This is a genomic window from Solilutibacter tolerans (assembly GCF_900155935.1).
Classification (GTDB): domain Bacteria; phylum Pseudomonadota; class Gammaproteobacteria; order Xanthomonadales; family Xanthomonadaceae; genus Solilutibacter; species Solilutibacter tolerans.
In genome coordinates, this window is the sequence record NZ_FTLW01000002.1 from 351,511 (window position 1) to 374,490 (window position 22,980).

General features: G+C 59.3%; 27 protein-coding genes. 20 read left to right on the forward strand and 7 right to left on the reverse strand.

From position 1 onward, the window contains the following. The first annotated feature begins 29 nt into the window (after nt 1-29). Together BW989_RS04780 and BW989_RS04785 are read left to right on the forward strand one after the other, a co-directional pair. Nucleotides 30-698 carry a helix-turn-helix domain-containing protein gene (locus BW989_RS04780; RefSeq protein WP_165688554.1) on the forward strand — a complete coding sequence of 223 codons (669 nt, stop codon included), beginning with the start codon at nt 30-32 and terminating at the stop codon, nt 696-698. A gap of 125 nt (nt 699-823) precedes the next feature. After that, a complete protein-coding gene (locus BW989_RS04785) occupies nt 824-1,876 on the forward strand; it encodes an energy transducer TonB (protein WP_076585882.1) in 1,053 nt (350 codons plus the stop codon). A gap of 63 nt (nt 1,877-1,939) precedes the next feature. Here the strand turns inward: BW989_RS04785 and BW989_RS04790 are convergent, their stop codons facing one another. The 7 genes from BW989_RS04790 to BW989_RS04820 all read right to left on the reverse strand — a co-directional run bounded on the left by BW989_RS04790 (nt 1,940) and on the right by BW989_RS04820 (nt 7,305). Beyond that, a complete protein-coding gene (locus BW989_RS04790; RefSeq protein WP_076585885.1) occupies nt 1,940-3,106 on the reverse strand; it encodes an ABC transporter permease in 1,167 nt (388 codons plus the stop codon). Continuing rightward, on the reverse strand, nt 3,103-3,858 hold the full coding sequence (locus BW989_RS04795; protein WP_076585887.1) for an ABC transporter ATP-binding protein: 756 nt from the start codon (nt 3,856-3,858) through the stop codon (nt 3,103-3,105). Before BW989_RS04795 ends, BW989_RS04790 begins: the two co-directional genes overlap by 4 nt. Beyond that, nucleotides 3,855-5,378 carry an alpha/beta fold hydrolase gene (locus BW989_RS04800; RefSeq protein WP_076586465.1) on the reverse strand — a complete coding sequence of 508 codons (1,524 nt, stop codon included), beginning with the start codon at nt 5,376-5,378 and terminating at the stop codon, nt 3,855-3,857. Before BW989_RS04800 ends, BW989_RS04795 begins: the two co-directional genes overlap by 4 nt. A gap of 67 nt (nt 5,379-5,445) precedes the next feature. Continuing rightward, nucleotides 5,446-5,640 carry a helix-turn-helix transcriptional regulator gene (locus BW989_RS04805; RefSeq protein WP_076585889.1) on the reverse strand — a complete coding sequence of 65 codons (195 nt, stop codon included), beginning with the start codon at nt 5,638-5,640 and terminating at the stop codon, nt 5,446-5,448. Continuing rightward, nucleotides 5,637-6,233 (reverse strand): hypothetical protein, encoded by a 597-nt coding sequence (locus BW989_RS04810; protein WP_129582814.1) that lies wholly within the window; start codon nt 6,231-6,233, stop codon nt 5,637-5,639. Before BW989_RS04810 ends, BW989_RS04805 begins: the two co-directional genes overlap by 4 nt. Next, nucleotides 6,230-6,442, reverse strand: a complete 213-nt coding sequence (locus tag BW989_RS04815) for a hypothetical protein (protein WP_076585893.1) — start codon at nt 6,440-6,442, stop codon at nt 6,230-6,232. Before BW989_RS04815 ends, BW989_RS04810 begins: the two co-directional genes overlap by 4 nt. A gap of 98 nt (nt 6,443-6,540) precedes the next feature. Further along, entirely contained in the window at nt 6,541-7,305 is a 765-nt protein-coding gene (locus tag BW989_RS04820) for a ferredoxin--NADP reductase (protein WP_076585895.1), read from the reverse strand. An 81-nt stretch (nt 7,306-7,386) separates the two neighbouring features. Here BW989_RS04820 and BW989_RS04825 point away from each other — a divergent pair, with 81 nt between their 5' ends. The 18 genes from BW989_RS04825 (at nt 7,387) to BW989_RS04910 (ending at nt 22,877) form a co-directional block, all read left to right on the forward strand. After that, complete coding sequence (locus BW989_RS04825) at nt 7,387-8,352, forward strand: ABC transporter ATP-binding protein (protein WP_076585897.1); 966 nt, start codon at nt 7,387-7,389, stop codon at nt 8,350-8,352. Beyond that, nucleotides 8,349-9,119, forward strand: coding sequence for an ABC transporter permease (locus tag BW989_RS04830; protein ID WP_076585899.1), 771 nt, complete (start codon nt 8,349-8,351; stop codon nt 9,117-9,119). Before BW989_RS04825 ends, BW989_RS04830 begins: the two co-directional genes overlap by 4 nt. Before the next feature lie 218 nt (nt 9,120-9,337). Further along, on the forward strand, nt 9,338-9,658 hold the full coding sequence (locus BW989_RS04835) for a hypothetical protein (protein ID WP_129582815.1): 321 nt from the start codon (nt 9,338-9,340) through the stop codon (nt 9,656-9,658). An 85-nt stretch (nt 9,659-9,743) separates the two neighbouring features. Next, entirely contained in the window at nt 9,744-10,745 is a 1,002-nt protein-coding gene (locus tag BW989_RS04840) for an OmpA family protein (RefSeq protein ID WP_076585903.1), read from the forward strand. 207 nt (nt 10,746-10,952) lie between these two features. Further along, the gene (locus tag BW989_RS04845; protein WP_076585905.1) at nt 10,953-11,237 is read left to right on the forward strand and encodes a pilus assembly protein; all 285 of its coding nucleotides are present in this window, start codon (nt 10,953-10,955) and stop codon (nt 11,235-11,237) included. Between the two features lie 75 nt (nt 11,238-11,312). Further along, complete coding sequence (locus BW989_RS04850) at nt 11,313-12,779, forward strand: pilus assembly protein TadG-related protein (RefSeq protein ID WP_083688238.1); 1,467 nt, start codon at nt 11,313-11,315, stop codon at nt 12,777-12,779. Next, on the forward strand, nt 12,776-13,648 hold the full coding sequence (locus BW989_RS04855) for a hypothetical protein (protein ID WP_076585907.1): 873 nt from the start codon (nt 12,776-12,778) through the stop codon (nt 13,646-13,648). The genes BW989_RS04850 and BW989_RS04855 overlap by 4 nt, the downstream gene beginning before the upstream one ends. Continuing rightward, nucleotides 13,648-14,469, forward strand: a complete 822-nt coding sequence (locus BW989_RS04860) for a TadE/TadG family type IV pilus assembly protein (RefSeq protein ID WP_076585909.1) — start codon at nt 13,648-13,650, stop codon at nt 14,467-14,469. The genes BW989_RS04855 and BW989_RS04860 overlap by 1 nt, the downstream gene beginning before the upstream one ends. A gap of 151 nt (nt 14,470-14,620) precedes the next feature. Continuing rightward, nucleotides 14,621-15,142, forward strand: a complete 522-nt coding sequence (locus tag BW989_RS04865; protein ID WP_129582816.1) for a hypothetical protein — start codon at nt 14,621-14,623, stop codon at nt 15,140-15,142. Beyond that, nucleotides 15,139-15,324, forward strand: coding sequence for a hypothetical protein (locus BW989_RS04870; protein ID WP_076585911.1), 186 nt, complete (start codon nt 15,139-15,141; stop codon nt 15,322-15,324). The genes BW989_RS04865 and BW989_RS04870 overlap by 4 nt, the downstream gene beginning before the upstream one ends. A gap of 18 nt (nt 15,325-15,342) precedes the next feature. After that, nucleotides 15,343-16,173: a Flp pilus assembly protein CpaB gene (gene cpaB, locus BW989_RS04875; RefSeq protein WP_076585913.1), complete on the forward strand. Its 831-nt coding sequence runs from the start codon at nt 15,343-15,345 to the stop codon at nt 16,171-16,173. 5 nt (nt 16,174-16,178) lie between these two features. Next, a complete protein-coding gene (locus BW989_RS04880; protein WP_076585915.1) occupies nt 16,179-17,702 on the forward strand; it encodes a type II and III secretion system protein family protein in 1,524 nt (507 codons plus the stop codon). A gap of 53 nt (nt 17,703-17,755) precedes the next feature. Continuing rightward, entirely contained in the window at nt 17,756-19,450 is a 1,695-nt protein-coding gene (locus tag BW989_RS04885) for a TadA family conjugal transfer-associated ATPase (protein WP_076586471.1), read from the forward strand. Continuing rightward, nucleotides 19,447-20,295: a type II secretion system F family protein gene (locus BW989_RS04890; protein WP_076585917.1), complete on the forward strand. Its 849-nt coding sequence runs from the start codon at nt 19,447-19,449 to the stop codon at nt 20,293-20,295. The genes BW989_RS04885 and BW989_RS04890 overlap by 4 nt, the downstream gene beginning before the upstream one ends. After that, entirely contained in the window at nt 20,292-21,182 is an 891-nt protein-coding gene (locus tag BW989_RS04895; RefSeq protein ID WP_076585919.1) for a type II secretion system F family protein, read from the forward strand. Before BW989_RS04890 ends, BW989_RS04895 begins: the two co-directional genes overlap by 4 nt. Next, nucleotides 21,179-21,568: a DUF192 domain-containing protein gene (locus BW989_RS04900; protein WP_076585921.1), complete on the forward strand. Its 390-nt coding sequence runs from the start codon at nt 21,179-21,181 to the stop codon at nt 21,566-21,568. Before BW989_RS04895 ends, BW989_RS04900 begins: the two co-directional genes overlap by 4 nt. Nucleotides 21,569-21,633: 65 nt before the next feature. Then, complete coding sequence (locus BW989_RS04905; protein ID WP_242651320.1) at nt 21,634-22,260, forward strand: TadE/TadG family type IV pilus assembly protein; 627 nt, start codon at nt 21,634-21,636, stop codon at nt 22,258-22,260. Between the two features lie 41 nt (nt 22,261-22,301). Next, nucleotides 22,302-22,877 (forward strand): hypothetical protein, encoded by a 576-nt coding sequence (locus tag BW989_RS04910; RefSeq protein ID WP_076585925.1) that lies wholly within the window; start codon nt 22,302-22,304, stop codon nt 22,875-22,877. The last annotated feature ends 103 nt before the right edge of the window (nt 22,878-22,980 follow it).

Genomic DNA, 22,980 nt, shown 5'->3' on the forward strand with positions numbered 1-22,980 from the left:
CCTTGCAGCAGCTGTGTCTTGCAGGCGGCATGAGCCATGAAGACCTGGATCAACTGGACGACATCATTCGCCAACGCCGTCCACTGGGGGCGGGCGCGCGCTTGTTCCGCATGGGCCAAGGTCTGGATTCGGTATTTGTGACCCGCGATGGTGCGGTCAAGACGGTGACCTTTGGTGAGAACGGCGACGAACAAATCATCGGGTTCCACCTGCCGGGTGAACTGATTGGCCTGGATGCGTTGGCCGATGGCAAGCATCGGTGCGAAGCGGTCGCTCTGACCCAAACCAGCCTGTGCGAGATTCCCTTCGCCCAATTGGGCGAGGTCGCGGCCCAGATTCCCGGCCTGCAGCAGCAACTCATGCGCGTCATCGGCATGAGCGTCGGGCGCGACCAGGATCATAAGGAAATCCTGGTGCGACGGCAGGCGAACGAGCGCATCGCCTTGTTCCTGCATGGATTGTCCGCGCGCTACAAGGCCATCGGCCGCGACCCGGTGCGCCTGCAATTGCCGATGAGCCGCATCGACATCGCTAACTACCTGGGATTGGCGCTGGAAACCGTCAGCAGAGGCTTCACCCGCCTGCAGGACGATGGCTTGATTGAGGTGCGAGGAAGGCAGGTTGAGTTGGTCGATACCCTGGGCCTGGCGCGATTGGCGCACGGCTTGGTCGAAGCGCCAAAGCTCCGTCACGGGTAAACCGGATAACGGATCGACGCCACAGAAACGGAAAACGATCGCCGCTGGAGGTTGACAAACGGCGCCGAAGGGGCGTTGTATGCTGCTTCACACGGCGATAACAGCCGGATTTGGGGGAAAACCAGATGTTGCGTCATCAAGAATCAAACGCCGTCCTGCGCGTTGCGTTGGTCGGTGCGCTGGCCTGTGGCCTGGTCGCTTGCGGGGGCAAGCAGGAAGATCAAACCGCCGCGCCGGGCGCTGCGCCAACCGAAACGGCAGCCGCGCCCGCGCAAGCCGTTTCTGCAGCCGTGGCCGCGATGTCGCCCGAGCAGCTGCGCGAAGCCGCGACCAAAGCCGTGGCCGAACAGCGCCTCTATGCGCCGGCCGCCAACAACGCGATGGAGTACTACCTTGCCCTGCGTGACAAGGCACCGGGCGATGCCGCGGTTTCGGGTGCGCTGACCGATCTGCAGCCATATACCTTGATCGCCACCGAACAGGCGATCACTCGCGATGACTTTGCCGAAGCCCAGCGCCTGTATGCCTTGCTCGAGAAGACCGATGCCAACGCACCGGCCTTGCCGCGTCTGAAGCAAAGTATTGCCGATGCACAGCAGACACTGGCGCAGCGCCAGCAAGAAGCGGTGACCAACGAAGCCGATGCCGCGCGTCAAGCGCAGGTCGAACGTGAGCGCTTGGCCGAGCAGCAGAAGATGCAGCAACAAGCGGCGCAACAGTTGGCAGCTCGCCAGGCCGAAGAAAAGCGCATCGCGGACTTGCGTGCCGCCGAAACTGCGCGTCAACAACAGGCGACGCAGGCGCAAGCCCAGCAAGCCCGCGAGGCTGAGGAGCGCCGTCAGGCCGAACAGCGTGCCGCGGCCCAGCGCCCCACGGCCGCAGCACCGGCACCTGCCGCGGCAGCACCGGCACCGCGCGCAAATACCGAGTTGGTGGCGATCAGTACGCCGCAGCCAAAGTATCCGGTTGAAGCGTTGCGCAACGGACAGTCAGGCACCGTGCAAGTCGAGTTCACGGTGGGCACGAATGGTGCAGTCACCGCCGCGCGCGTGGTCAGCTCCAGCCCGCCGCGTGTGTTCAACAGTGAAACGCTGGCGGCCGTGAAGCGCTGGCGCTTCCAACCGGTGGGTAGCCCGGTCACCAGCCGGCGCACGATCAGCTTCTCACCCGCGAACTGAGCGAAGACGTAAAAAAAAGCCCGGCAGATGCCGGGCTTTTTGTGTTGCATTGGTGCTGAAACCTCAGCCGGAGATCGCGAGCTTCTCCTGGCGATAGCGCCAGACTGCGCCCAGCCACAGCAAGGCAACCAGGCCGAGGCCTGCGCTGAAGTAGATCAGCCACTCCATCGGGCTCACCGTTTCGCTGCGTAGAATCTTCAGCAACAGCTGGTTCTGCGACAGAAAAGGCACGGCAAACATCCACAACTGATTCTTCACCGGATTCACCATCAAGAAGATGGTCGGCAGCATCGGCAAGAGCATCAGCAGTGTCATGTAGCTTTGCGCCTCTTTCACCGACTTCGCGCCCGAGGCGATCAAGGTCAGCAGCGCATTGCCCACCAGCACGATTGGCATCAGCACCAGCAGCATTTTGACGATCGCCATGGGGCTGACATCCATCATCCGGGCGAAACCACCGGCCAACTGCGCGCCTAGCTTGAACGACAAGCAGGTGAGCAAGAGCGTAATCATGCCGATGACGGTCGCCGCGATGATCTTGCCCGAGACCAAGGTGCCGCGCGGCGCGGGCGTCGCTAAAAGAGGTTCCAGTGATTGGCGCTCACGCTCACCGGCCGTGATGTCGATGACAAAAGCCATCGCGCCAAGAAAGCCGCCAAGGATCAGCAGATAAGGCAGGAACATCATCGCCATCGCGCGCCGTTGGGCTGATGTCGACAAGTCCTTGCGCGCCACCATGACCGGCATCGCCACGGCGGGACTGACACCACGCGCCATCAAGCGCAGCGAGCCGGTTTGCACGTTATAGGCTTCGAGCATCTTGTCGAGGCGACGCACCGGGATTTCGGCGTCACGCCGCGTGCTGTCATGGACGATCTCGACCATGGCCGGCTCGCCCTTCGACCACTTGTCCGCGAACTTTTCACTGATGCGCAGGTAAACATCTTCGTCCTGAGCGCGGATGGCGGCATCGGGATTGTTGACGGTCTTGGCCGTGACGCCTTGCGCGGCGAGCCACTTCACCAGGTTGGGCGCGTGTTCTGCGCCGACGATGGCGATTTCCAGTGGCTTGTCGCTTTGGGTCTGGATTTTTTTCTCCACCACCTTGCCTAGGCCAAAGACCAAGACCAGCAAGATCAGCGGGCTCATGAACAAGGTGAGGCCCAGGGTCTTGCGATCACGGGAAATTTCCAGCAATTCCTTGCCGATAACAGTCTTCAACATGTTCATGCGTGCAGGCCCTCCTCGCTGCCGATCAGGCGGACGAAGGCGTCCTCCAGGTTGTCGATGCCGGCGCGTTCGCGCAGCTCGTCCGGCGTGCCTTCGGCCATGACGCGGCCTTGAGCGATGATGACGATGCGATCACACAGCGCCGCGACCTCTTGCATGATGTGGCTGGAAAACACCACGCAGCGCCCTTCATCGCGCAGCTGGCGCAAGAAGCTGCGCAGACCGCGGGTGGTCATCACATCCAGGCCATTGGTCGGCTCGTCCAGAATCACGTTCTTCGGGTCATGGATCAGTGCGCGTGCGATGGCGGTCTTGGTGCGCTGGCCTTGCGAAAAACCTTCGGTCTGGCGATCAAGAAAGTCTTCCATCTGCAGCGCCCGCGCCAGTTCCAAGGTGCGTGCGTCGATGTCGGCGCGCGACATGCCATGTAGCTCACCGAAATAGCGGATGTTCTCGCGCGCGGTCAATCGTTTGTACACGCCGCGTGCATCGGGCAACACACCCAGGGCGCGGCGCACCGCGTTGGCATGGGACGTGGTATCCAGACCATCGATGAGGACGCGACCGGTTTCCGGTTGCATCAAGGTGTAGAGCATGCGCATGGTGGTGGTCTTGCCGGCACCGTTGGGGCCGAGCAGACCGGTGATCTCGCCATCGCGGGCAATCAAGTTGACATCATCCACCGCGATCACAGGCGCGGCATTCTTGCCCTTGCCGGGAAAGGTTTTGCGTAGGTGTTCGGCCACGATCATGGCTGTGCTCCGTTGAAATTCTGGAAGGGCGCCATGGGCGAGAGCGAGGTGAGGCACTTGGCATCGAGCGCCGCGGCGTTGGCGGTGTCGATGAACTCGGCGAACAGGCGCGGCATGCAGCCGGCACCCAGCACGCTATGGCCTTGGCCTTTCAGCACCAGCAATCGGCCATTGGGCAGGGTGCGCAACACTTCTTCGCCGTATTTTGGCGGCGTGACCGGGTCGAATTCGCCGGCGATGATAAGGGCGGGCACCTTGGTCGATAGCGGCTTGTGGAAATCGGCCGGAACTTCGCCACGTGGCCAGTGCTTGCACATCGTGCCGATGCCATCGGTCAGGCTGTTGCCGAGCACCGTGCCTTCGTTCGCAGCATCTCCGACGATGCCATCGCCATCTTCCGCGCACACGACCGAGAGCTGCATACCGCTGGCCATTTGGTCTTTCATGGCATGGGTCAGCATCACCGTGAGCGCCTTGAGATTGCCGTAGCGGCCCTGACTGGCTTCATGGATTTGCAGCGGCAGCAGGGCTGCCATCGCAGGCATGTAGGCATACATGCGAACCAGGCCGGCCACCTCACTGGCGGTCAAGGGCTCGGTGCGCTCTTCGCCGGTGTTGGCATCGCGATAAGTGACATTCACCGGGGCTGCGCGCAGCTTGTTCATCAAGGTATCGAGCTCGGCGCGCGTATCACCCAACTTGTCGCGGCAAGTCGCATCTGCGCTGCACAGGGCGAATTGTTTGGCCAAGGCGTCATCCAGATTGCGCGCCCAGATATTGCCCAGGATCAGCGCATTGGGAACGGGCGAATCCAGGGTGATGCTGCGAGTGCGATCGGGATGGCGCATCGCATACTGCTGGGCGACACGCGTGCCGTAGCTGACGCCAATCAGATTGAGCTGCGGCGCGCCAATGGCAGCACGCACGGCATCAAGATCAGCGACGGCGGCGGTAGTGCCGTATTGGCGCAGGTCTGCGGTCTTGCCGAGGCGATCGCGGCAGGCCTGGGTCATCCGGGCCAGGGCGTCCAGATCGTCTGCGGCGCTGTCTTCCATCGCGTCCATTTCGACATCGCAATTGAGCGGATGTGAATCGCCGGTGCCGCGTTGATCAACCAGGATCACATGGCGCTGGCGGCCGATGCGATTGAAGATCGGGGCAAGCTGCGGATAGGTATCGACCGCTGATTGTCCGGGGCCGCCAGCCAGAAAGAAGACCGGATCCGGCTGCAAGTCAGCGCCTTCGCTGGCCGGGATCCAGGCGATATTGAGGCGGATCTTGCGCGAGTTGGGCTCAGCGCGATTCTCAGGTACCTCCAGCGCGCCGCACTTGGCTTCGACGCCCTCACCGCCGAAAGCGGAGGGCAGGGTGCAGGGGGTGAAGGACAGGCTGCCCAAGAGTTCTTGGGTGTCGCCGCCAGTGCTGGCGGCTTTGTCCGCGCCCGGCGTTGCTTGCTCGGCGCAGCCCGCCAAGGCCAGCGCCAGTGCTGTGGCCAGCGGCAGCAGGGTGAAATTTCTCATCAGTATGTTCCCTGTGAAGTCATGGCTGAAGATGCCGGGATAGAACGTGCCTTGCATGTGCGCATGGTCATTCCTGGTAAATAAAGATGGATTCGATGGGCTCGTCGAATAGCTTGGCGATGCGAAACGCCAGTGGCAGCGACGGGTCGTATTTGCCGGTTTCCAGCGCGTTGACGGTCTGGCGCGACACCGCCAGCCGTTCGGCAAGCGCCGCCTGCGACCAGCCCATGCGCTCGCGCAATTCACGCAGGTGGTTGTTCATCGATAGCGCCTGACCGCGAAGAATTTGGCGATGCCGTAGAACAGCATGAGCAGCGGGAAGACCCAGATCATCACCGCGCCCGCGTCGAGGGAGATCACCTTGGCTTGCTGCAGCAAGCCGCCCGCAAAGTAGAGAAGCGACACCAACAAGGCAGAGATTCCGATGGCCTCGATCTCGATGCGACGTTGCAACTCGTCGGTTTCTCGCAGGTAGCGCAGGCCTATGCGAAGTAGAAAAGCCAAAGGCACGACCGGCAGCAAGGCCACCAACGCTCGCAACGGTATCGGTTCGACCCCGCGCTTGATCATCCAGCCAGAGAAAAACAAGATCAGCGAATAGCCGATCAGAATCGGCCACATGGCGCGGAGATAACGACGGCCGGCGGGGTGCGCATATTCCTCGTCGCAGTACTCACGCCACCAGCGCGGCATCAGCATCATCAACACGCCGGCCAGGAGATAGCCCACGCCGATCCCGAACCACATGCCGACCAGCTCGCCCTTCCAGTGCCAAGCGAAATGGCCTAGTCCACCCAGCAGCCAGGCACCCAGACCGATGCTGACGAAGATCCAGGTGATGCGGCGCATTGTCATGGAGCGCCATCCTTGTCGTCATCGGTGTCGCGGGCAGCCGCCTCGTCCTTCTTGCCCTGGGCAATGGAGGACAGGCCAATGACGAAGAACGCGATCCCGATGTTTAGAAAAGCCATGTTCCCGCTGATGCCAAGGACGAAAAAAGTAAAGCCGACGGCCAAGAATGCGCCGCCGGTGCCAGCCAGCTGCTTGCGCTTGTCGTTGCTCATGCTGCACCTCGTGTCAAGGAAGCTTGACATCGAGACTAAGCGCACCGGTTTGCGCTGTCAAGCATCCTTGACAGCGTGTGCCCCCGACGCAATCGCGCTTACTTCAAGCTGACGTATTTCTCGCGGCGAATGTTCTTCATCGGCAGGCCAAAGCCTTTCAGCGCCTCGACACAGGCATCGACCATATTGGGGTTGCCGCACATGTAGGCGATATCGCGCTCCGGATCTGGGGCCAATGCTTCGAGGAAATTCTGCACGTAGCCATGGCGTGGTTCTGCGCCGTTGCCGCAGATGTCGGCATCCGGCTGGATGCGCGAGAAGCAGGGGATATAGCGGAAACGATCACCGTGTCGTGATGCGAAATCGGCAAATTCGTCGGCAAACAGCAGATCCTCGGCAGTGCGCACGCCGTGCATCAGCACGATATCGACCGGGCGTTCGGCCATCATTTTTTCGATGTCTGGCAGCATCGAACGGTAGCTGGCGACACCGGTGCCGGTCGCAATCAACAGGTAGCGCCCATTGGTGTCGTCGGGTTTCAGGGTGAAGAGGCCAAGTGGCCCACTGGCCTCTAGGCAATCACCGATCGCCATGCCCTCAAACAAGGCCGTCGCCGCGCCCCCCGGTACGCGACTGGCGATGAATTCCACGGGCTCGCCCGGGCCCATATGGTGGTCATGGCGGGTGGCGCAGGAATAGCTGCGGCGCGCCGTGGTGCCATCGGCCAAAGGGAAGTGGATCTGGATGAATTGGCCTGGGGTGTAATCGAGCGAGCCGCCATCGTCACGGACGAAGTTCAGGTGCAGGACAGAGGGCGTGGCCAGCTGGCGCGAGGTCAGGCGAATCGGGAAGAACTTGGACATGCGAGGCGGCGCCGGTTGTGACCCGGGGCCGATGCGTCTGGAGCGGGCCCATATACTAGCGTTTTGGCCGACGGCTCCCCCATGACCGCATTCGACCCCAGCGTGCCTGCACTGTCCGTGCAGGGACTGCAGAAAACCTATGACAACGGCGTCGAGGCGCTCAAAGGCGTTTCCCTGGAAGTCGCCCCGGGTGATTTTTACGCGCTGCTGGGCCCGAATGGTGCAGGCAAATCGACGCTGATCGGCATCGTCAGCTCGCTGGTGAACAAGACGGCGGGCACGGTGCAGGTCTGCGGCATCGACATCGATGCGGACCGCAGTGCGGCCATGCGCCAGCTGGGCCTGGTGCCGCAAGAAATCAACTTCAACATGTTCGAGAAGCCGATCGACATCTGCGTGAACTACGCGGGCTTCTACGGTATCCCGCGCGAGGTGGCGCTCACGCGCGCCGAAGCGGTGCTGCGTGATGCGCAGTTGTGGGAGAAGGCGAACGTGATGAGCCGCACGCTATCGGGCGGCATGAAGCGGCGCCTGATGATCGCCCGCGCGATGATGACCGAGCCGCGTTTATTGATCCTGGACGAGCCGACCGCGGGCGTCGACATCGAGATCCGTCGCGGCATGTGGCAGACGCTCAAGAAGATCAACGCCGAAGGCACCACGATCATCCTCACCACGCATTATCTGGAAGAAGCCGAGGCGCTGTGCCGCAATCTGGCGATCATCGATCACGGTCGTATCGTCGCCGAAGGCTCGATGAAGTCGATGCTGGCCAGGCTCGATGTCGAGGGCTTCCTGTTCGATGTCGAAGGCGAGCTGCCCGCGCAATTACCTGAAATCGAAGGCGCGACGCTGATCGCACTGGATGGTCACACGCTGGATGTCGACATGCCGCGCGCGATGGATCTCAACCGCGTGTTCGATGCGTTTGATGCGTCGGGCATCCGCGTGCGCTCCATGCGCACCAAGTCCAATCGCTTGGAGGAGCTATTCGTGCGCATGATTTCAGCGCCGCAGGAAGCAGGCCACGCGGAGGTGCGCGTATGAGCAATCCCAATCTCATCGCACTCGGCACGATCATCCGCCGCGAAGTGATGCGAATCCTGCGCATCTGGCCGCAGACGTTGGTGCCACCGGCGATCACGATGACGCTGTACTTCCTGATCTTTGGTGGGCTGATCGGCTCACGCGTCGGGCAGATGGATGGCGTCGACTACATGGCTTTCATCGTGCCCGGCCTGGTGATGATGAGCGTGATCCAGAACAGCTACGGCAACATCAGTTCGAGCTTTTTCGGCGCAAAGTTCGGCCGCCATATCGAAGAGCTGATGGTCAGCCCGATGCCGAACTGGGTGATCCTGACCGGTTATGTCGCGGGCGCGGTGCTGCGCGGGCTGTTGGTTGGCGCGATTGTGATGGCGATCGCCATGTTGTTCACCCCAGTGCGGATGCCGCATCCCTTCATCACCATTGCCTCCGTCGTGCTGGGCGCGACGATCTTCTCGCTGGCCGGTTTCGTCAACGCGGTCTATGCGAAGAAGTTTGACGACATCACCATCGTCCCCACTTTCATCCTCACCCCGCTCACTTACTTGGGCGGCGTGTTCTATTCGGTACAGCTGCTGCCGGCCTGGGCGCAGGCGGCGACACACCTCAATCCGATCTTCTACATGGTCAACGCCTTCCGCTACGGCTTGCTCGGCACCTCGGATGTGCCGGTATGGACGGCATTCGCGTTGATGTTGGTGTTCGTCGCGGCGCTGGGCGCACTGGGCCTGTGGCTGCTTAAGCGCGGCATCGGTATGCGTAGCTGAACCGCAATCCCATGGGTGGAACAGATTGTTACACTCCGGGCTCCCCCGAATGGAGTTCCCCCATGCGCTTGCTTCGCCCCTTGTTGTTGTTATGCCCGGTTCTGTTGGTGGTTGCGTGTTCGCGCCCTGATAGCGCTTCGCCTGAACCTGCCGCGAGTGCGACTGAGACGGCCGCCGCCGCCGAGCCCCAAGCGGCCACACCTGCCGCCGCTGTCGGGATGGCCGAAGGCAGCATGGTGTCCATGGCAGGCTCCATGGCAGCGATGGCGGAGTTCTGTGGCTTGGCGGGCCAGCAAACGCGCGCGCAGACCTTGGTCAATCTTGATAAGCAAATGAAGGCCAAGGGCCTATCTACATCAGAGATCGAACGCCTTTTTGATGAGGGCTACGCCTCGACCAAGGCCAAGGCGGCCAGCGACCCGGCCAAGGCGCAGGCCGATTGCGGGCCGTTGAAGCAAATGGCCGACCCAGAAGAAATTAAGAAGTGGCAAAAAGCCGCGGAAGAAATGGAAGCCAAGGCCAAAGCGATGGGTGTCTAATCCCCAGACGTTTGATAGCTGACAACCAAGGATCGATCACCTGGCCGCGCGCCGGGTGATCTCCTCTCTCATTTCAGGAGCAAATATGATTCGTGCCCGCATCGTTATCGCCCCCATGCTTGTCGTGGCCTTGATGGCCGGCTGCAAGAAGAAGGAGGCGGCGCCGGAAAATCCGGGGACTGACACTGCCAACACGGCAACTGCGCCGGGCGCTGCCGAGAAAGCAGAAGAATTCGACATCAACCAATATCCGGTTTCGGAAGTTGGGCTGGGCGACTTCCCTTACATCACACTGCCAAGCGGCTACAGCAACAAGGGTTTCGGCCAGACCAACAAGACGTTCGCACGCTTCCCGTTTTGGGTAAATGGCAAGACACATTGGGTTGAAGGCAAGTTTCATGGCGAAGTCTTTGCCGCGGAAGCGGGGCACGATGGCTCCGAGTTTGAGGTGAAGCGCAACTTCGACGAGTTGGTGAAGCAGATGGGCGGCGTCAAGGTGTCGGAAGGGCGTGTGCCGACCGAGACGATTAAGGAATGGGGCGATGAGATTACCCAAGGCTTCATAGACGGCCTGGGCAATGTGTATAGCGCCCCGGCGACCACGTATCTGGTGCGCCGCAATGACGGCAACATCTGGATCCATCTGGTCGCCGATAACGTCAACTATGCCTATGTCATCGGGCAAGAGAAGGCGTTCCAGCAAACCGCTGGGCTCGTGCCGGCCTCGGAGTTGAAGAAGCAAATTGATAGTGCAGGCAAGGTGGCGCTGCAGGTCAATTTCGCCACCGACAAGACCGACATCCTGCCGGACTCCATGCCGCAGATCGAGCAGGTGGTCGCGTTGTTGAAGGAAGATCCCGCGCTCAAGCTGGCGGTCAATGGGCATACCGACAATTCGGGGGACAAGGCGCACAACCAGTCGCTATCCGAAGGGCGGGCGAAGGCTGTAGTTGCGGCCCTGCAACAGGCAGGCATCGATGCGTCCCGACTTCAGGCCAGCGGGATGGGGGACACCCAGCCGGTAGCTGACAACGCCACCGAGGAAGGCAAGGCCAAGAATCGGCGTGTGGAGCTGATCAAGCAGTAGATTAAAAACCTTTGAGTTTCCCTAACTCATTGATTTTGAAGGGTGGCATGGATTTTGCGATAAGAGAATCAAAAATGGAACAATATGTTCCATTTGCGAAATAAAATGCTTGAACTGTCACAAAAAGCTGGTTAGCTTCGAATCCTGCGCGGAGTTTCCCCCGAAATCCGCGCGGATTACCCAGCCACTGCTCCGTGAGGTTCAATCATGAAGATTCAAAATCGCAACATCGGTGCCCGTCGCCAACGCGGCCAAGGCATGACCGAATACATCATCATCGTCGCCCTGATCGCTATTGCGGCCATCGGCGTCTTCACCGCTTTTGGCGGCACCATCCGCGCACAGATGTCGGGCATGGCGCAAGAGCTGGCGGGTGAGACATCCAAGACCCAGCAGCAGATCAACCGCGCCAAGAACCAGGCGGGCGAAGCCCAGAGCCAGTCGGACGCCAAGAAGGGCTTGAACTCCTACAACGGCAACGAAGCCAAGTAATTTGGTGGTTTTACGGGGTGGGCAAGCGATTGCCCGCCTCGGTCTATCTCAAGCCTTTCCCCCGAGGCCAGAAAGATGCTTTCCATACCCCGCTCCCCCCGGCAGCAAGGCCAGGCCCTGCCGCTGACCCTCATTTTCCTGCTGGTGCTGTGCGTCGGATTGATGGTGACGTTCAACACCGGGCAAGTGGTCAACAAGAAGGTCGAGTTGACCAATGCCGCCGATGCCGCTGCGTATAGCGTGGCGGTCGAGCAAGCGCGCGCCTGGAATCTAGCCGCGTACATGAATCGAGGACGCATCGCCAACGAAGTGGCGGTCGCCCAGCTGGTCAGCCTGAATTCCTGGATGACCCAAATCAACGTTTCGGCCAAGATGACCGAGACCTACTCGAACATCTTGTCGGCAGTTCCGTACGTTGGCTTCATCTTCAAGGCTGTTGCGCAAATCGCGAAAGCCGCCGATCAAATCATGCGGCCTATCCGCACAGGCTTGCGTGAGGCTAGCGGGCCGGCGATCGGCTTGATCGATCAAGTACTAAATCAGAGCTATGCACAGGTGGCCGAGCTCGCGATCGAACAGGCGAGCACAGCCGGCGCAATGAAGGTTGCGCATGATGTGGTCGATGCGAACTCCCCCAACGCGAAAGTCACCGCGCTGTCGTACGCCAACCTGGTTCGACAGATGGAGCAAGCCCGTAGCGAATACCTGCAGCAGTTCAACGTGCCCAAAGGGCGCTCCAGCGGTTCGGTAGGCGGAGACCGTTATAGAAACCTGGTGATGGAATCGCGCGACAAGTTCACGGTTGATCGGCGCGATGATGCCAAGCTTTTCATCATAGGTTTCGAAGCCAACGGTGGCACCGACATGGTGGACTACAACCGCTGGTCTGCCGTAGACACCAACAATTTCGTGGTCGACATCTGGCTGCTTGAGTTGGATTTGCCACTGGGATGGGCGGGCGCGCAGGCTGCGCCCAACCGAAACAAACGATTCTTCGCCGGGATGGGAAATGGCCGTGGTTGGTATTCGGATTACCAACGCAAGCGTCTTAAGGCATACAACGGCCTCTCACCCTGGGAAATGACATCGCAGATGGCGGAGTCGGACCCGGGCGGCAGCATGGTGGGCGGCAAACGGAACCATGCGTTCTTTACCCAATACAAGAACGGCATCGCGCACCAGTATCACGACGTTAAGGATGGCAAGGCACGCACACCAGAAGACGGTCCGATCTTCACGGTCGAAGTTGCCACCTCGACAAAGGAGACCCGCACCAGCTCCAACATCGGCATGGCCACCGGACGCATGGACGTGACGGAGTCGCCGCCGGGCGACAAGATTAAGGCGTTGTCGAGTGCACAGATCTATTTCAATCGCCCGCATGATTACAACGGCGGACGCATGTTCAATCGCTATGTTCGTGGCAGGAGTGATGCCCGATATGAAGCGGGCAGCCTGTTCAGTCCCTACTGGCAAGCGCGGTTGACGGAAACGCCGGCCACTCTGCGCGCCAGCTTCAACGCATTATCGGCTGCGCCATGAAGAGCATTGCGAAATTTCCAGGGCGTGAAGCGGCGAACATAATCCTGCTCGCATTCGTGATGAACATTGCAGTCGCATGTGATGGCGGCGACTTACGTGCCGAGACTGAAAAGGATAGTGCTCTGCGCAGCGCTGACGAGGACACGTCGGGCAAGCAAGCCTTGAAGTTCGTAGTCCATCGTGAACGCCTTCACGATGGACAGCCGCTCGCAATCAAGGACTATGAGGCGCGCGTGATTGCCTGCAACGGTGCTGGTTTGCCGGTAAAGGCGCTTTCATCTGATGAACTGGCCAAGGCGGGGAAGCATCAAAGCGAAGTCTGGACGGATGGTGCGCGTTATCAAATCAGCGACGTGGAGTGGGGCTGGCGCACGCCAAGCCCCGGTAGTCCGGAGACATCCTGCCAGTTTGAATTTTATGAACATCGTAGAGATACGCAAAGCAACGGCAAAGATGTTCGCGTGCGCAGCAATTTCCCAGGTGAGGCGGAAAGCGAAACGCAACAGGATGCAGGCGTCCGAATGGCGTTGGCGAGTGAAGATGTGGCTCAAGCGCGAGAAGACAGCCTGGGCATCGGTTGGGCCGCGTTAGGGACAAGCCAAAAAAAGGGGCAGCCCTGCTCGCGATGGAAAAAAGACGAAACGGAAGTCTGCATGTGGTCAGGCGGGGCGGCATGGGGGATTTCCGAAGCGGCGACTGGCGATGATTGCCAGCTGGGACAAACGGGCGAAGCCTTTTTAGATGCATTGCCATTGACAGCTTCCAACAGTGTGCAAGCGGGTAGCGGCTGCCGATTGGAAGTGGCGTCGATATCGATAGGCGGGGCTGCGGTCACGCCACCCGACGGCATTGACAAGGAGGGCGAGTGATGCGCGCAATTCGACGCAATGAAAAGGGTCAGGCACTGACCGAGGCCGTAGTCGTCTGTGCGGTGCTTGTGCCCTTGTTCTTGCTTATACCGATCATCGGCAAATACACCCATATCAAGCAACAAGCCCAACAGGCCACACGCAATGCGGCGTGGGAAATGACGGCAACGCAAGACCATGGTCTTGCGAATCAAGCAAAAATGAAAGCGTTGATGATCGATCGTGCGTTTGCCAGGGCGGATTCGCCGATTCGCAGCAACTCGAGCGGTTCCGCAACGGGTAACTTCGACGACACGCTGCTCAACACATTTTCAGGCAAAAAACTGGTGCTCAAGCAAGATGCGAGCGTGACCGGGAGAAGCGAAAAATCGTCGCCGGGGTTCATATCAGGGGTGATATCAAAATTCCCTAAAGAGTTGCCTGGAGATTTTCCGCCGAATGCAAAAGGCTATATCACCGTCAAAACCCGCATCGACATACGCAATCTGCAAGGTCGCGATGGTAGTCCGGCGAGATATTTGGCGCCATTCGATAACCTAGGGTTGCAACTTAATCGAGAGCAAAGCTTGCTTGTGGATGCTTGGAATGCCGCGGGCAGTGGTGCGCCCGGGACGCGCTCCTCTCATAAGCGAAGCGTAATACAGCAAGTCGAATCCTTGGTGCCTACATCGAATCTCAAGGAGTTGAGCAAAGGATTGGATGCCATTGGCAGCATTCCTTTGCCGATTACAAGGCGCTTGAAGGATCTCGACATTGGGTACATCGAACCGGACATCGTGCCGATCAAGAAGTTGGAGAGGTATCCGGTCCGTGGGAATTGAAACGCTCCCTCGGTGCGCTGTCTTTTGCTTGCTTGCTGTGGCGAGTCTAGCTCCGCACAAAGGTTTGGCGACGGGGTGGCCTGACGTTCTTGTGCCTGCAGATGCCCAAGCACAATGGGTGTCCAGCGACATGCTCTACAACGGACTAGAGATGCGCATCCTTCGTTTCGACGTGGACATGACCAAAAATGAAGTGATCGCGTTCTACAACAAGGCACGTAAAGAAAAACTGGTGCAGAACAAGATCGGGCCCAAGACCGTTCTCGGCTATGAAGAAAACGGCTATTACGTCACCGTCGAGCTCTCCTCAACTGCCGGAAAGACGACGGGCCAGCTGGGTATGACCAAGCTGCCTTCGCGAAAGCCGCCCGCCGCGGGGCAGGGGGCGATCAAGCCCTCGCTCACCAAAGTGTATGAAGACATTGTTTACCGCGATGTGCCCGGCAATCCGCGCAGCTTGCGCATGGGGAACCAGTTTTCGCCCTACCAGAATCAAAAATTCTATGAGCGTGCACTGCGGGCGAAGGGCTATGTGGAAAGCGAAAGCTCGAGCAAGTGCACCGCGAGCAGCCAATCGTGCATCAGCTACTACCAAAGCAACACAGGCATGGCAGCCATTACGACCATGCGCATGGAGAAGGAGACCATCGTAATGATGGTGCAAGGAAAATGAAAAAGACCACGCAGCCCAAGAAACAGTCGGGGCAGGCCACGGTCGAGTACACGATCGTTCTGCTGGGGGCGGTAATCATCTTGCTCGCCAATCCCGACGTCATCTCCCAAATCGTGAAGGCATTGAAAGAGGTTTATGACGCATTCGTCTACGCCATCTCTTTCTCAGCCATCCCCCTTTAACCCACACGTGATCGGTACATGCAAAAGCCCAAGTTCAACAAGAATTTTCTTTATATCGGCGCCGCTGGACTGCTGGCACTTTTTGCTTCGGGCTTGGCTGTTCGTTACGTGCAGACAACCGTTGCCGAAAAAACTCGCGATAACCGCGAGATGGTTGAAGTCGCCGTTGCCAATAACGATATGGAACAAGGCGTGATCTTGTCACCCGGCGACATGGCAAGTCGAAGCGTGCCGGTGGACTTGGTGCCCGCCGACGCGCTTACTCCCGATAACTACGATGAATATGCGGGACGCATGTTGCGAGCGCCTGTGCGCGGTGGTGCGCCACTCAGCGCCTCGTCATTGGTTCCGCTGTACGATCAGTTCTCGCGAATCATCCCAAAGGGAAAAGTCGCCTACAACCTCAGTGTTGACGAGAATAATTCGATCTCCGGCATGATCGCGCCAGGAGACATGATCGACATTTTCTTCCTGAAAGAAATCGAAGAAGCGAAGGGTGGACCACGACTGTTCCCGATGTTGCAGCAGATCAAGGTGCTGGCGACGGGCACACAGGTCGGCGAAAAAATTCGCCCGGAAGGCGCCGAGGTGGGAGAAGGCAATGATGCATATTCAACCCTGACCCTCGAACTTGATCAATACCAAGCCAAGCAGCTGGCGGTGGCTTCCAAGGTCGGCAGCTTGCGGGTATTGCTTCGTGAAATCACCGACACCTCGCCGGGCGCGGCAACGGGCCTAAGCGAACGTGAGCTGCTCAATGCGTTGGGCGGTGTACCCGGCAACCAACCAGCAGGCGCAGCACGCCGCCGTGGTCAAGGTATCGAATTCATCATCGGCGGACGGAGCTGATCAACATGGAAAGTGTGAAGAAAGGCAGCGTCCTCAGGCGCGGGCAGACGGGCGGAATTTCTCTCGCCACGGCAATTGCATTGATGGTGTCAGGCGCGTCGCTCGCACAGGCCCAGCAAGCTGAGCAGGCTGCAAATGCAGCGACACAAGCCTCCCCGATAGGCGCACAGCAGGGCACGACGCCTCGCGCGATGCCCTTCCAAATTCAGGAGCAGCCGCAGGTGCCACGTGCCTCGGCGCGAGCAAGCGATGGCCGTCCTTCTACGGCGACGCCGCTACCCAACAAGCTGGCGTTGTATGCGGGGCAGGCAGTGGTACACCGCGTGCCCGGCAGCATCCGCCGTGTGGCGGTGGGCAATGGCGAAATCCTCAGCGTGCATACGGTGGGGAGCAGTGAACTCGTGCTGATCGGCACGCAGAAGGGTGCAACCAACGTCCATTTGTGGATGGCGGATGGGACCCAGCGGGATGTCACGGTCGATGTGTCGGCAGATAGTGGCCAGGCGCTGGCTGAAACCGTTCGCGTTCTGTTGGGCGTAGTGCCCGGGCTCACCGTGACGCCGGTCGGTGGCAACGTGGTTGTGGCAGGCAGCGATCTGGACGAAGGCACGATCGCCAAGGTTGGCGCGATTCAAAAGCTCTATCCGCAGGTTCTCAACTTCGCCAGCACGGACCCAGTGGGCATGCGGCCGATGGTGCAGATGGATGTGCAGATCATGGAGTTCAACCGGAATGCGCTCGAGGAGCTGGGCATTCGCTGGGACACGATGATCAAAGGTCCATTGGGTGGTTCGATCAAGGACTTCACCACCAATCCTTACTTCCGCGTGTTGCCCAAGGATGACGACACGTTCCAGGACATCAAGGACAGCTTGCCCATGCGCTTGCCGGGTACGCAGACGTACTTCGGCATCGCTACCTCTATTGCCTCCAGCATCAATCTTCTGATGAGCCAGGGCAAGGCATGGGTACTGGCTTCGCCACAGTTGAGTGTTCGTAGTGGCGGTGAAGCTACGTTTCTGGCCGGTGGCGAAGTGCCGATCGTGATTCCGAGCGTGCTTGGCGTGACCCAAGTGGAGTTCAAGGAATACGGCGTGCGGCTCAACATCACGCCTTCGGTGAACAGCCAAAATGAAGTCTTGACCACAGTGATGGCTGAGGTGAGCCGCATCGATCCTTCCGTATCGGTGCAGGGTGTCCCGGGGTTCTTGACGCGCAGGACGGAGTCCGAAATCAATGTGCGTACCGGTGAAACCATGGTGATTTCTGGCCTGATTGATAGCTCGGCTGCCAAGAGCGCAGACAAGTTTCCGATCCTTGGCGATATCCCGATCATCGGTAAGCTGTTCCGCTCGGATGGATTCCGCGGCCAGCGCACTGAGCTGGTGGTCTTCGTAACGCCGCGCATCGTAACCCCGAGCTCGCCCGAAAATCGCGAGAACCTGCAGCGCGGCGAGGACATAAAGAATTCGCTGGAAGGTGAGATCAGCAAGCGTCAGCGCAAGTTGATCCGGCCAAGTACCAAATGATGTTCAACATCCAAATCGATGCGCCTGGTCGTGAACAGCGGCGCGTTCAATGCATGCACCGCGAGTGCGGCATCGGGCGGGATGATGCCAATCTCGTGACCTTGCAAGGGTGGACAATCGCCAGTAATCACGCATCGTTGGTACGCGAAGAGGATGGCATCTACATCCTCTCGCTAGGCGGTCGTGCACCGATCACGGTGAATGGCACGCGAGTGGTCTCGCGGCACGGACCGATTCGTGGCAAGGATCGCATCGTCATTGGTGATTACACGCTGCAGGTCAACGCAGACGAACCGGTGGCGCGTGAAGCCGCAAACGAGGCGATGATCGATTTCAATACCGGAGAAGCTTCGGCATCAGGCCGGAGCCAGGCTGAAACCAACACAGGCACGTCATCGGCAGAGGGCGATGTGTCGCCAGTGACCTCTACCCAGCTGCAACCGGCCGCAGACGTGGTGGATGTCAATTACTGGCGCACCAAGGTGCATGCTGCGCTGGTGCGCCAAATGGACTTGCGTCGCGTGGACGTGCGCAGCATGAGCGACGAATCGCTGCGCAGCACCACCATCAACTTGATTGACGACATCATCAAACGCGACTTCGCTGATTTACCGAAGGCGATCAATCCACGACGGTTGGCCAAGGAAGTGCTGAATGAAGCCATCGGCTTGGGGCCACTGGAAGATTTGATTGATGACCCGACCGTGACGGAAATCATGGTCAATGCGCATGACCAGATATTCATCGAGCGCTCCGGGCGCATCGTGCGATCTGAGGTTACCTTCACGTCGGAGCGCGCCGCGTTGGCGGCGATTGAACGCATCGTCACGCCCTTGGGCCGACGCATCGACGAAAGCTCGCCGCTGGTTGACGCGCGACTCAAGGACGGCTCGCGCGTCAACGCGGTGATCCCGCCGGTGGCCTTGCGCGGCCCCAGCATCAGCATCCGAAAATTCGCCACGCGCCGCCTGCTGGGCCAGGACTTGTTGACCTTCGATTCACTCAACAAGGAAATGCTCGAATTTCTCGAGATTGCTGTGCGCGAGCGCAAGAACATCGTCGTGTCTGGCGGTACGGGCTCCGGCAAGACGACGCTGCTCAACATCCTCTCGAACTTCATCCCCGATGTGGATCGTGTTGTCACTATCGAAGATGCAGCGGAGCTAAAACTGGTGCAGCCCAACTTGGTCTCGCTGGAGGCGCGCCCACCCAACATGGAAGGCAAGGGGCAGATCACCATTCGTGACTTGGTGAAGAACGCACTGCGCATGCGCCCCGATCGCATCGTCGTCGGTGAGTGCCGCGGCGGTGAAGCACTCGACATGTTGCAGGCAATGAATACCGGTCACGAAGGCTCGTTGACTACGGCGCATGCCAACAACCCGCGCGAAACCCTGTCCAGATTGGAAGTGATGGTGATGATGGCAGGCATGGAGCTGCCGATGGTGGTGGTGCGCGAGCAGATCGCATCGGCCGTGGATCTCATCGTGCATCAAAGGCGTTATCCGTGTGGCTCGCGAAAGGTCAGCCACATCACGGAAATCACGGGTGTTGAAAGCGGAACTATCCAGCTGCAAGACGTGTTCCTGTTCAAGCCAACGACGTATCACGGACCCGATGGAAAGGTGGTGGGCAACTTCATCGCCACCGGCGCAGTGCCCGAGTTCTACGAAGAGTTGGCCCAACGCGGTGTGCAAGTGGATCTCGGCATCTTCCGAGGCGGCTCGGGGAAAGACGGCTTCCGATGAATATCTGGGTAGTTGCGATCGTAATTTTCCTGTTCTTCGCGGTTGCGGCGTACATGGCCGTTCGCGCGAGCGACCGATTCATGCGGCGCTATCGGGAAAACTTCATGGAACAGGCCCGGCTGAATCTGGCCGACATGTTCATGTTCATGGATCCGACCCAGCTCTTCGTTTTCAACTCGGTGGCCTTGGTGGTCATTCCGGCCTTCATCTGGCTGATTACGGGCAAGCTGTTGATCGCGATTGTGGCTGCAGCTGCCTTGTTCTTCATTCCACGCAAGGTCTACGTGTGGATGAAGCAGCGCCGGTTGAACCAAATCCAGGAGCAACTGCCGGATGCATTGCAAATGCTGTCAAGTAGTTTGCGGGCAGGTGTGGGTTTTGCCCCTGCTTTAGAGGTCATGGTGCACGATGGCCAGCCGCCCCTGGCTCAGGAGTTCGCCCTGGTACTGCGCGAGCAGCACCTGGGTGTCCGCACGGAAGAAGCGCTGGAGCATTTCAGCGACCGCGTACCGATCGTGGATGCAAAGTTGTTCGTCTCCGCCGTGAACATCTCGCGGGAGGTAGGCGGCAACCTGGCCGACACACTCGCCACCTTGGCGGAAACCTTGCGTCGCCGCCTCATCATGGAGAACAAGGTGAAAGCGCTGACTGCGCAGGGCCGCTTGCAGGGCATTGTAATGGCGTTGTTGCCGGTGTTCCTGATTGGCTATTTGACGCTGATGTATGAAGAAACCATGCAGCCAATGTTTCACAGTTGGCACGGGTATCTAGTCATCGCCATTTGCGTAGTGATGGAGTATCTGGGCTATCGCATGTGTCGCAAGATCATGACGATTGACGTATGAACATCATGCTCATTCTCATAGCGGTAATGGCGGCAGCAGCGGTGGTGCTGGTGATGCTGGGCTCGCGTGGCGCTCTGCGCGAGGTCGAAATTGACGACCGCAGTTATCAGGATCCTTTACCAGCACCATTGCGGATGATGTGGCCGCTGGTGACTGTGGCAACCCGTTTTATCGCGCCACGCATGAAGACGGCACAGTTCGAGCAGACCCATCGACGCTTGCAGGCAGCGGGGCAAGACTATTTGCTGACCTCGGAAGAGTTCTACGGTTTGAAGGCCGTGTCTGCTTTGCTCGCCTTCGCGTTTTTTAGTTTGTGTCTATTGATGCTGGGCAAGTTGTCTCTGGGTAGTGGTTTTATGGCCTTGGCGTTCGGTGGTTTGCTTGGCTGGTTGTATCCGGAAATTTGGTTGAATGATCGCCGCAAGCTGCGTCAGCGCAGCGTGGTTCGCGATCTGCCGATCTTTCTCGATTTCATCACGATGGCTGTCGAGGCCGGCCTGAATATCACCGGCGCCATAGAACAGGCAGTCTCCAAGGGCCCAGCAGGCCCGTTGTCGCAGGAGTTTTCGCGGATGCTGCGTGACCTGCGCGCAGGTCTTCCGCGTGCGGAAGCCTTGAAGCGCATGGCGGAGCGGATGGACATTCCGCAGATCTCGAACTTCACCAGCTCTCTCATTCAGGCCGACAAGGTGGGCGCTAACCTTAGCGACACATTGCGCGCCCAAGCGAACCAGCGACGGGAAGAACGCTTCCTGCGTGCTGAAAAGCTGGCTTTGGAAGCGCCAGTCAAGATGATGTTGCCACTGGTGATGTTTTTCTTCCCGCTGATCTTCCTGTTCATCGGCTACTTCATTTACTTGAAGATGATCCAGGAGGGGATTTTGTGAAACCTGGGATCATCCATCGCGAGGATGGCAGCGTTGCAGTTCCCAGCGCATGGCTGGCCGACGGTTGGTGGACACGCTTGCGAGGGCTACTCTTTCGTGCGCCTCTTCGAGTTGAAGGCCCTGAAGGACTGTTGATTCGCCCTTGTGCGAGCGTACACACGATGTGGATGCGCTATCCACTTGATGTGCTTTTTCTTGATCGTGCGGGCCAAGTTTGCGGATGGAGGAGCAGCGTCAAACCATGGCGTACGGTGGGATGTAGAGGTGCTTTCGCGACGCTGGAGTTGAGAGCCGGCGCGCTCGCCAGCATCCACCCACGCATGGGAGAAACATGGCGCTGGCAATCTGATGCAGAACCTGCGGTTAGCGGAGGAGAAGAGCTATGACTTGCAATAATCAGCGACGAGCAAACCCACGAGGAGCGAAGCGCCGCATGTCAGGGCAGTCGACTGTGGAATTCATCATCGCGGCTCCCGTCATCCTGTTTTTGATCTTATCCACGATTCAATTGGTGTTGTTGTATCGAGCTAAGGCGACGCTGGATTTTGCGACGCTCGAAGCTGCGCGTGCCGGGGCTGTCAACGGCGCCAAGATGTCGGAGATCAAACAAGAGCTGGCCATGGGCCTGACCCCGCTCTTTGCCACCGAGGCAAGTATCGGCGGGATTACCAAGGCACGCATCAAGGCCGAGCTTGAAGTAGAAAACCCGATCTACACCAACGTGGACATCATCAGTCCGACTCGCGCCATGGTGAATGAGCATAGGGAGCGGCAGTACAACGGAAGGTTTGCCTTGCCCAATGACAACCTTGCGTTCCGCAGCGCGCGGGTGGGCCGCACCGGTGTAAACGTGCAGGATGCCAACATTCTCAAGATCAAAGTGACTTATCACTATCCATTGATCGTTCCATTTGTTGGTCTGGTGATCAAAGGCGCGTCGAAGTACATCAAACCCAGCGGTCCGTTCGACAAGGTAACGCTGCGCCCGGAACCACTGGGGAGACATGATCGGCTGGCGATAGAAAGCTATGCCATCGTCCGCATGCAGTCGCCCATTTATACCGGCACCCTGCGATGAGGAGGGCAGGCCTCGGATGCGTGGCGTTTGCGGTGTGCGTGATGCTGTTGACTATATCGAACGTACAAGCCAGCGAAGGCAAGGCTGAGGTCTGGACCAACGTGCTCGCACCCATCGCGGGTTCGCCGGCCGGCAAGCGGATCCCGGTCACGGTCCACTTCCGTGACGATCAATTCGCCTTGACATTCACCGGTGTCGATGCGCGTGAGTATCGCTTGTTACAAGTCGTTGCTGGCGCACCCTTGGTGATGCTGGACAACCGTGGCGGCGGGCTGCCTTTGCCGCGCGGCAAACTCCCCCTGTTCGTCGACCCGGCAACCCCGTGTGGCGGCATGGGAATGATGAGCGACTGCCGTAAGCTTGCCGAGGGCATCCATAGCGGACGCAATGCCGTGCACTGGGCGTATCGCAGGGCCAATCGCGCTGGCCCCGCTGGAAGTGATTCCGGGCAGATGTGGGTGGATAGCGAAAGCGGCCTTCTGCTCTCGTATACCGGGATGACATTGGGCGGACAAGAAGTGCGCTGGCAGGTGGACCGCGTCAGCTATGAATTGCAGCCGGACGACCTGTTCGAGTTGCCAGAGCAAGAAGGCAGCAGGCAAAAACGCCGCCGCTGAATCTGCAGAGGTTGGACTAAGCGTCTGTCCAAGGCGCTCGAATCAAGCAAATAAAAACCCCGCCGGAGGGGGCCGGCGGGGCGGGGGGGAGGGAACGGGATCT

Excerpts from the sequence above, each read along its gene's own strand:
- cpaB (WP_076585913.1), top strand. The coding sequence starts at position 15,343 with ATGCAAAAGCCCAAGTTCAACAAGAATTTTCTTTATATCGGCGCCGCT.
- BW989_RS04830 (WP_076585899.1), top strand. The coding sequence starts at position 8,349 with ATGAGCAATCCCAATCTCATCGCACTCGGCACGATCATCCGCCGCGAA.
- BW989_RS04860 (WP_076585909.1), top strand. The coding sequence starts at position 13,648 with ATGCGCGCAATTCGACGCAATGAAAAGGGTCAGGCACTGACCGAGGCC.
- BW989_RS04885 (WP_076586471.1), top strand. The coding sequence starts at position 17,756 with ATGCACCGCGAGTGCGGCATCGGGCGGGATGATGCCAATCTCGTGACC.
- BW989_RS04820 (WP_076585895.1), bottom strand. The coding sequence starts at position 7,305 with ATGTCCAAGTTCTTCCCGATTCGCCTGACCTCGCGCCAGCTGGCCACG.
- BW989_RS04795 (WP_076585887.1), bottom strand. The coding sequence starts at position 3,858 with ATGATCGTGGCCGAACACCTACGCAAAACCTTTCCCGGCAAGGGCAAG.
- BW989_RS04865 (WP_129582816.1), top strand. The coding sequence starts at position 14,621 with ATGCGCATCCTTCGTTTCGACGTGGACATGACCAAAAATGAAGTGATC.
- BW989_RS04790 (WP_076585885.1), bottom strand. The coding sequence starts at position 3,106 with ATGAACATGTTGAAGACTGTTATCGGCAAGGAATTGCTGGAAATTTCC.
- BW989_RS04895 (WP_076585919.1), top strand. The coding sequence starts at position 20,292 with ATGAACATCATGCTCATTCTCATAGCGGTAATGGCGGCAGCAGCGGTG.
- BW989_RS04800 (WP_076586465.1), bottom strand. The coding sequence starts at position 5,378 with ATGAGAAATTTCACCCTGCTGCCGCTGGCCACAGCACTGGCGCTGGCC.
- BW989_RS04880 (WP_076585915.1), top strand. The coding sequence starts at position 16,179 with ATGGAAAGTGTGAAGAAAGGCAGCGTCCTCAGGCGCGGGCAGACGGGC.
- BW989_RS04835 (WP_129582815.1), top strand. The coding sequence starts at position 9,338 with ATGGCCGAAGGCAGCATGGTGTCCATGGCAGGCTCCATGGCAGCGATG.
- BW989_RS04810 (WP_129582814.1), bottom strand. The coding sequence starts at position 6,233 with ATGACAATGCGCCGCATCACCTGGATCTTCGTCAGCATCGGTCTGGGT.
- BW989_RS04890 (WP_076585917.1), top strand. The coding sequence starts at position 19,447 with ATGAATATCTGGGTAGTTGCGATCGTAATTTTCCTGTTCTTCGCGGTT.
- BW989_RS04855 (WP_076585907.1), top strand. The coding sequence starts at position 12,776 with ATGAAGAGCATTGCGAAATTTCCAGGGCGTGAAGCGGCGAACATAATC.
- BW989_RS04870 (WP_076585911.1), top strand. The coding sequence starts at position 15,139 with ATGAAAAAGACCACGCAGCCCAAGAAACAGTCGGGGCAGGCCACGGTC.
- BW989_RS04910 (WP_076585925.1), top strand. The coding sequence starts at position 22,302 with ATGCTGTTGACTATATCGAACGTACAAGCCAGCGAAGGCAAGGCTGAG.
- BW989_RS04805 (WP_076585889.1), bottom strand. The coding sequence starts at position 5,640 with ATGAACAACCACCTGCGTGAATTGCGCGAGCGCATGGGCTGGTCGCAG.
- BW989_RS04840 (WP_076585903.1), top strand. The coding sequence starts at position 9,744 with ATGATTCGTGCCCGCATCGTTATCGCCCCCATGCTTGTCGTGGCCTTG.
- BW989_RS04785 (WP_076585882.1), top strand. The coding sequence starts at position 824 with ATGTTGCGTCATCAAGAATCAAACGCCGTCCTGCGCGTTGCGTTGGTC.
- BW989_RS04780 (WP_165688554.1), top strand. The coding sequence starts at position 30 with ATGAGCCATGAAGACCTGGATCAACTGGACGACATCATTCGCCAACGC.
- BW989_RS04845 (WP_076585905.1), top strand. The coding sequence starts at position 10,953 with ATGAAGATTCAAAATCGCAACATCGGTGCCCGTCGCCAACGCGGCCAA.
- BW989_RS04825 (WP_076585897.1), top strand. The coding sequence starts at position 7,387 with ATGACCGCATTCGACCCCAGCGTGCCTGCACTGTCCGTGCAGGGACTG.
- BW989_RS04850 (WP_083688238.1), top strand. The coding sequence starts at position 11,313 with ATGCTTTCCATACCCCGCTCCCCCCGGCAGCAAGGCCAGGCCCTGCCG.
- BW989_RS04815 (WP_076585893.1), bottom strand. The coding sequence starts at position 6,442 with ATGAGCAACGACAAGCGCAAGCAGCTGGCTGGCACCGGCGGCGCATTC.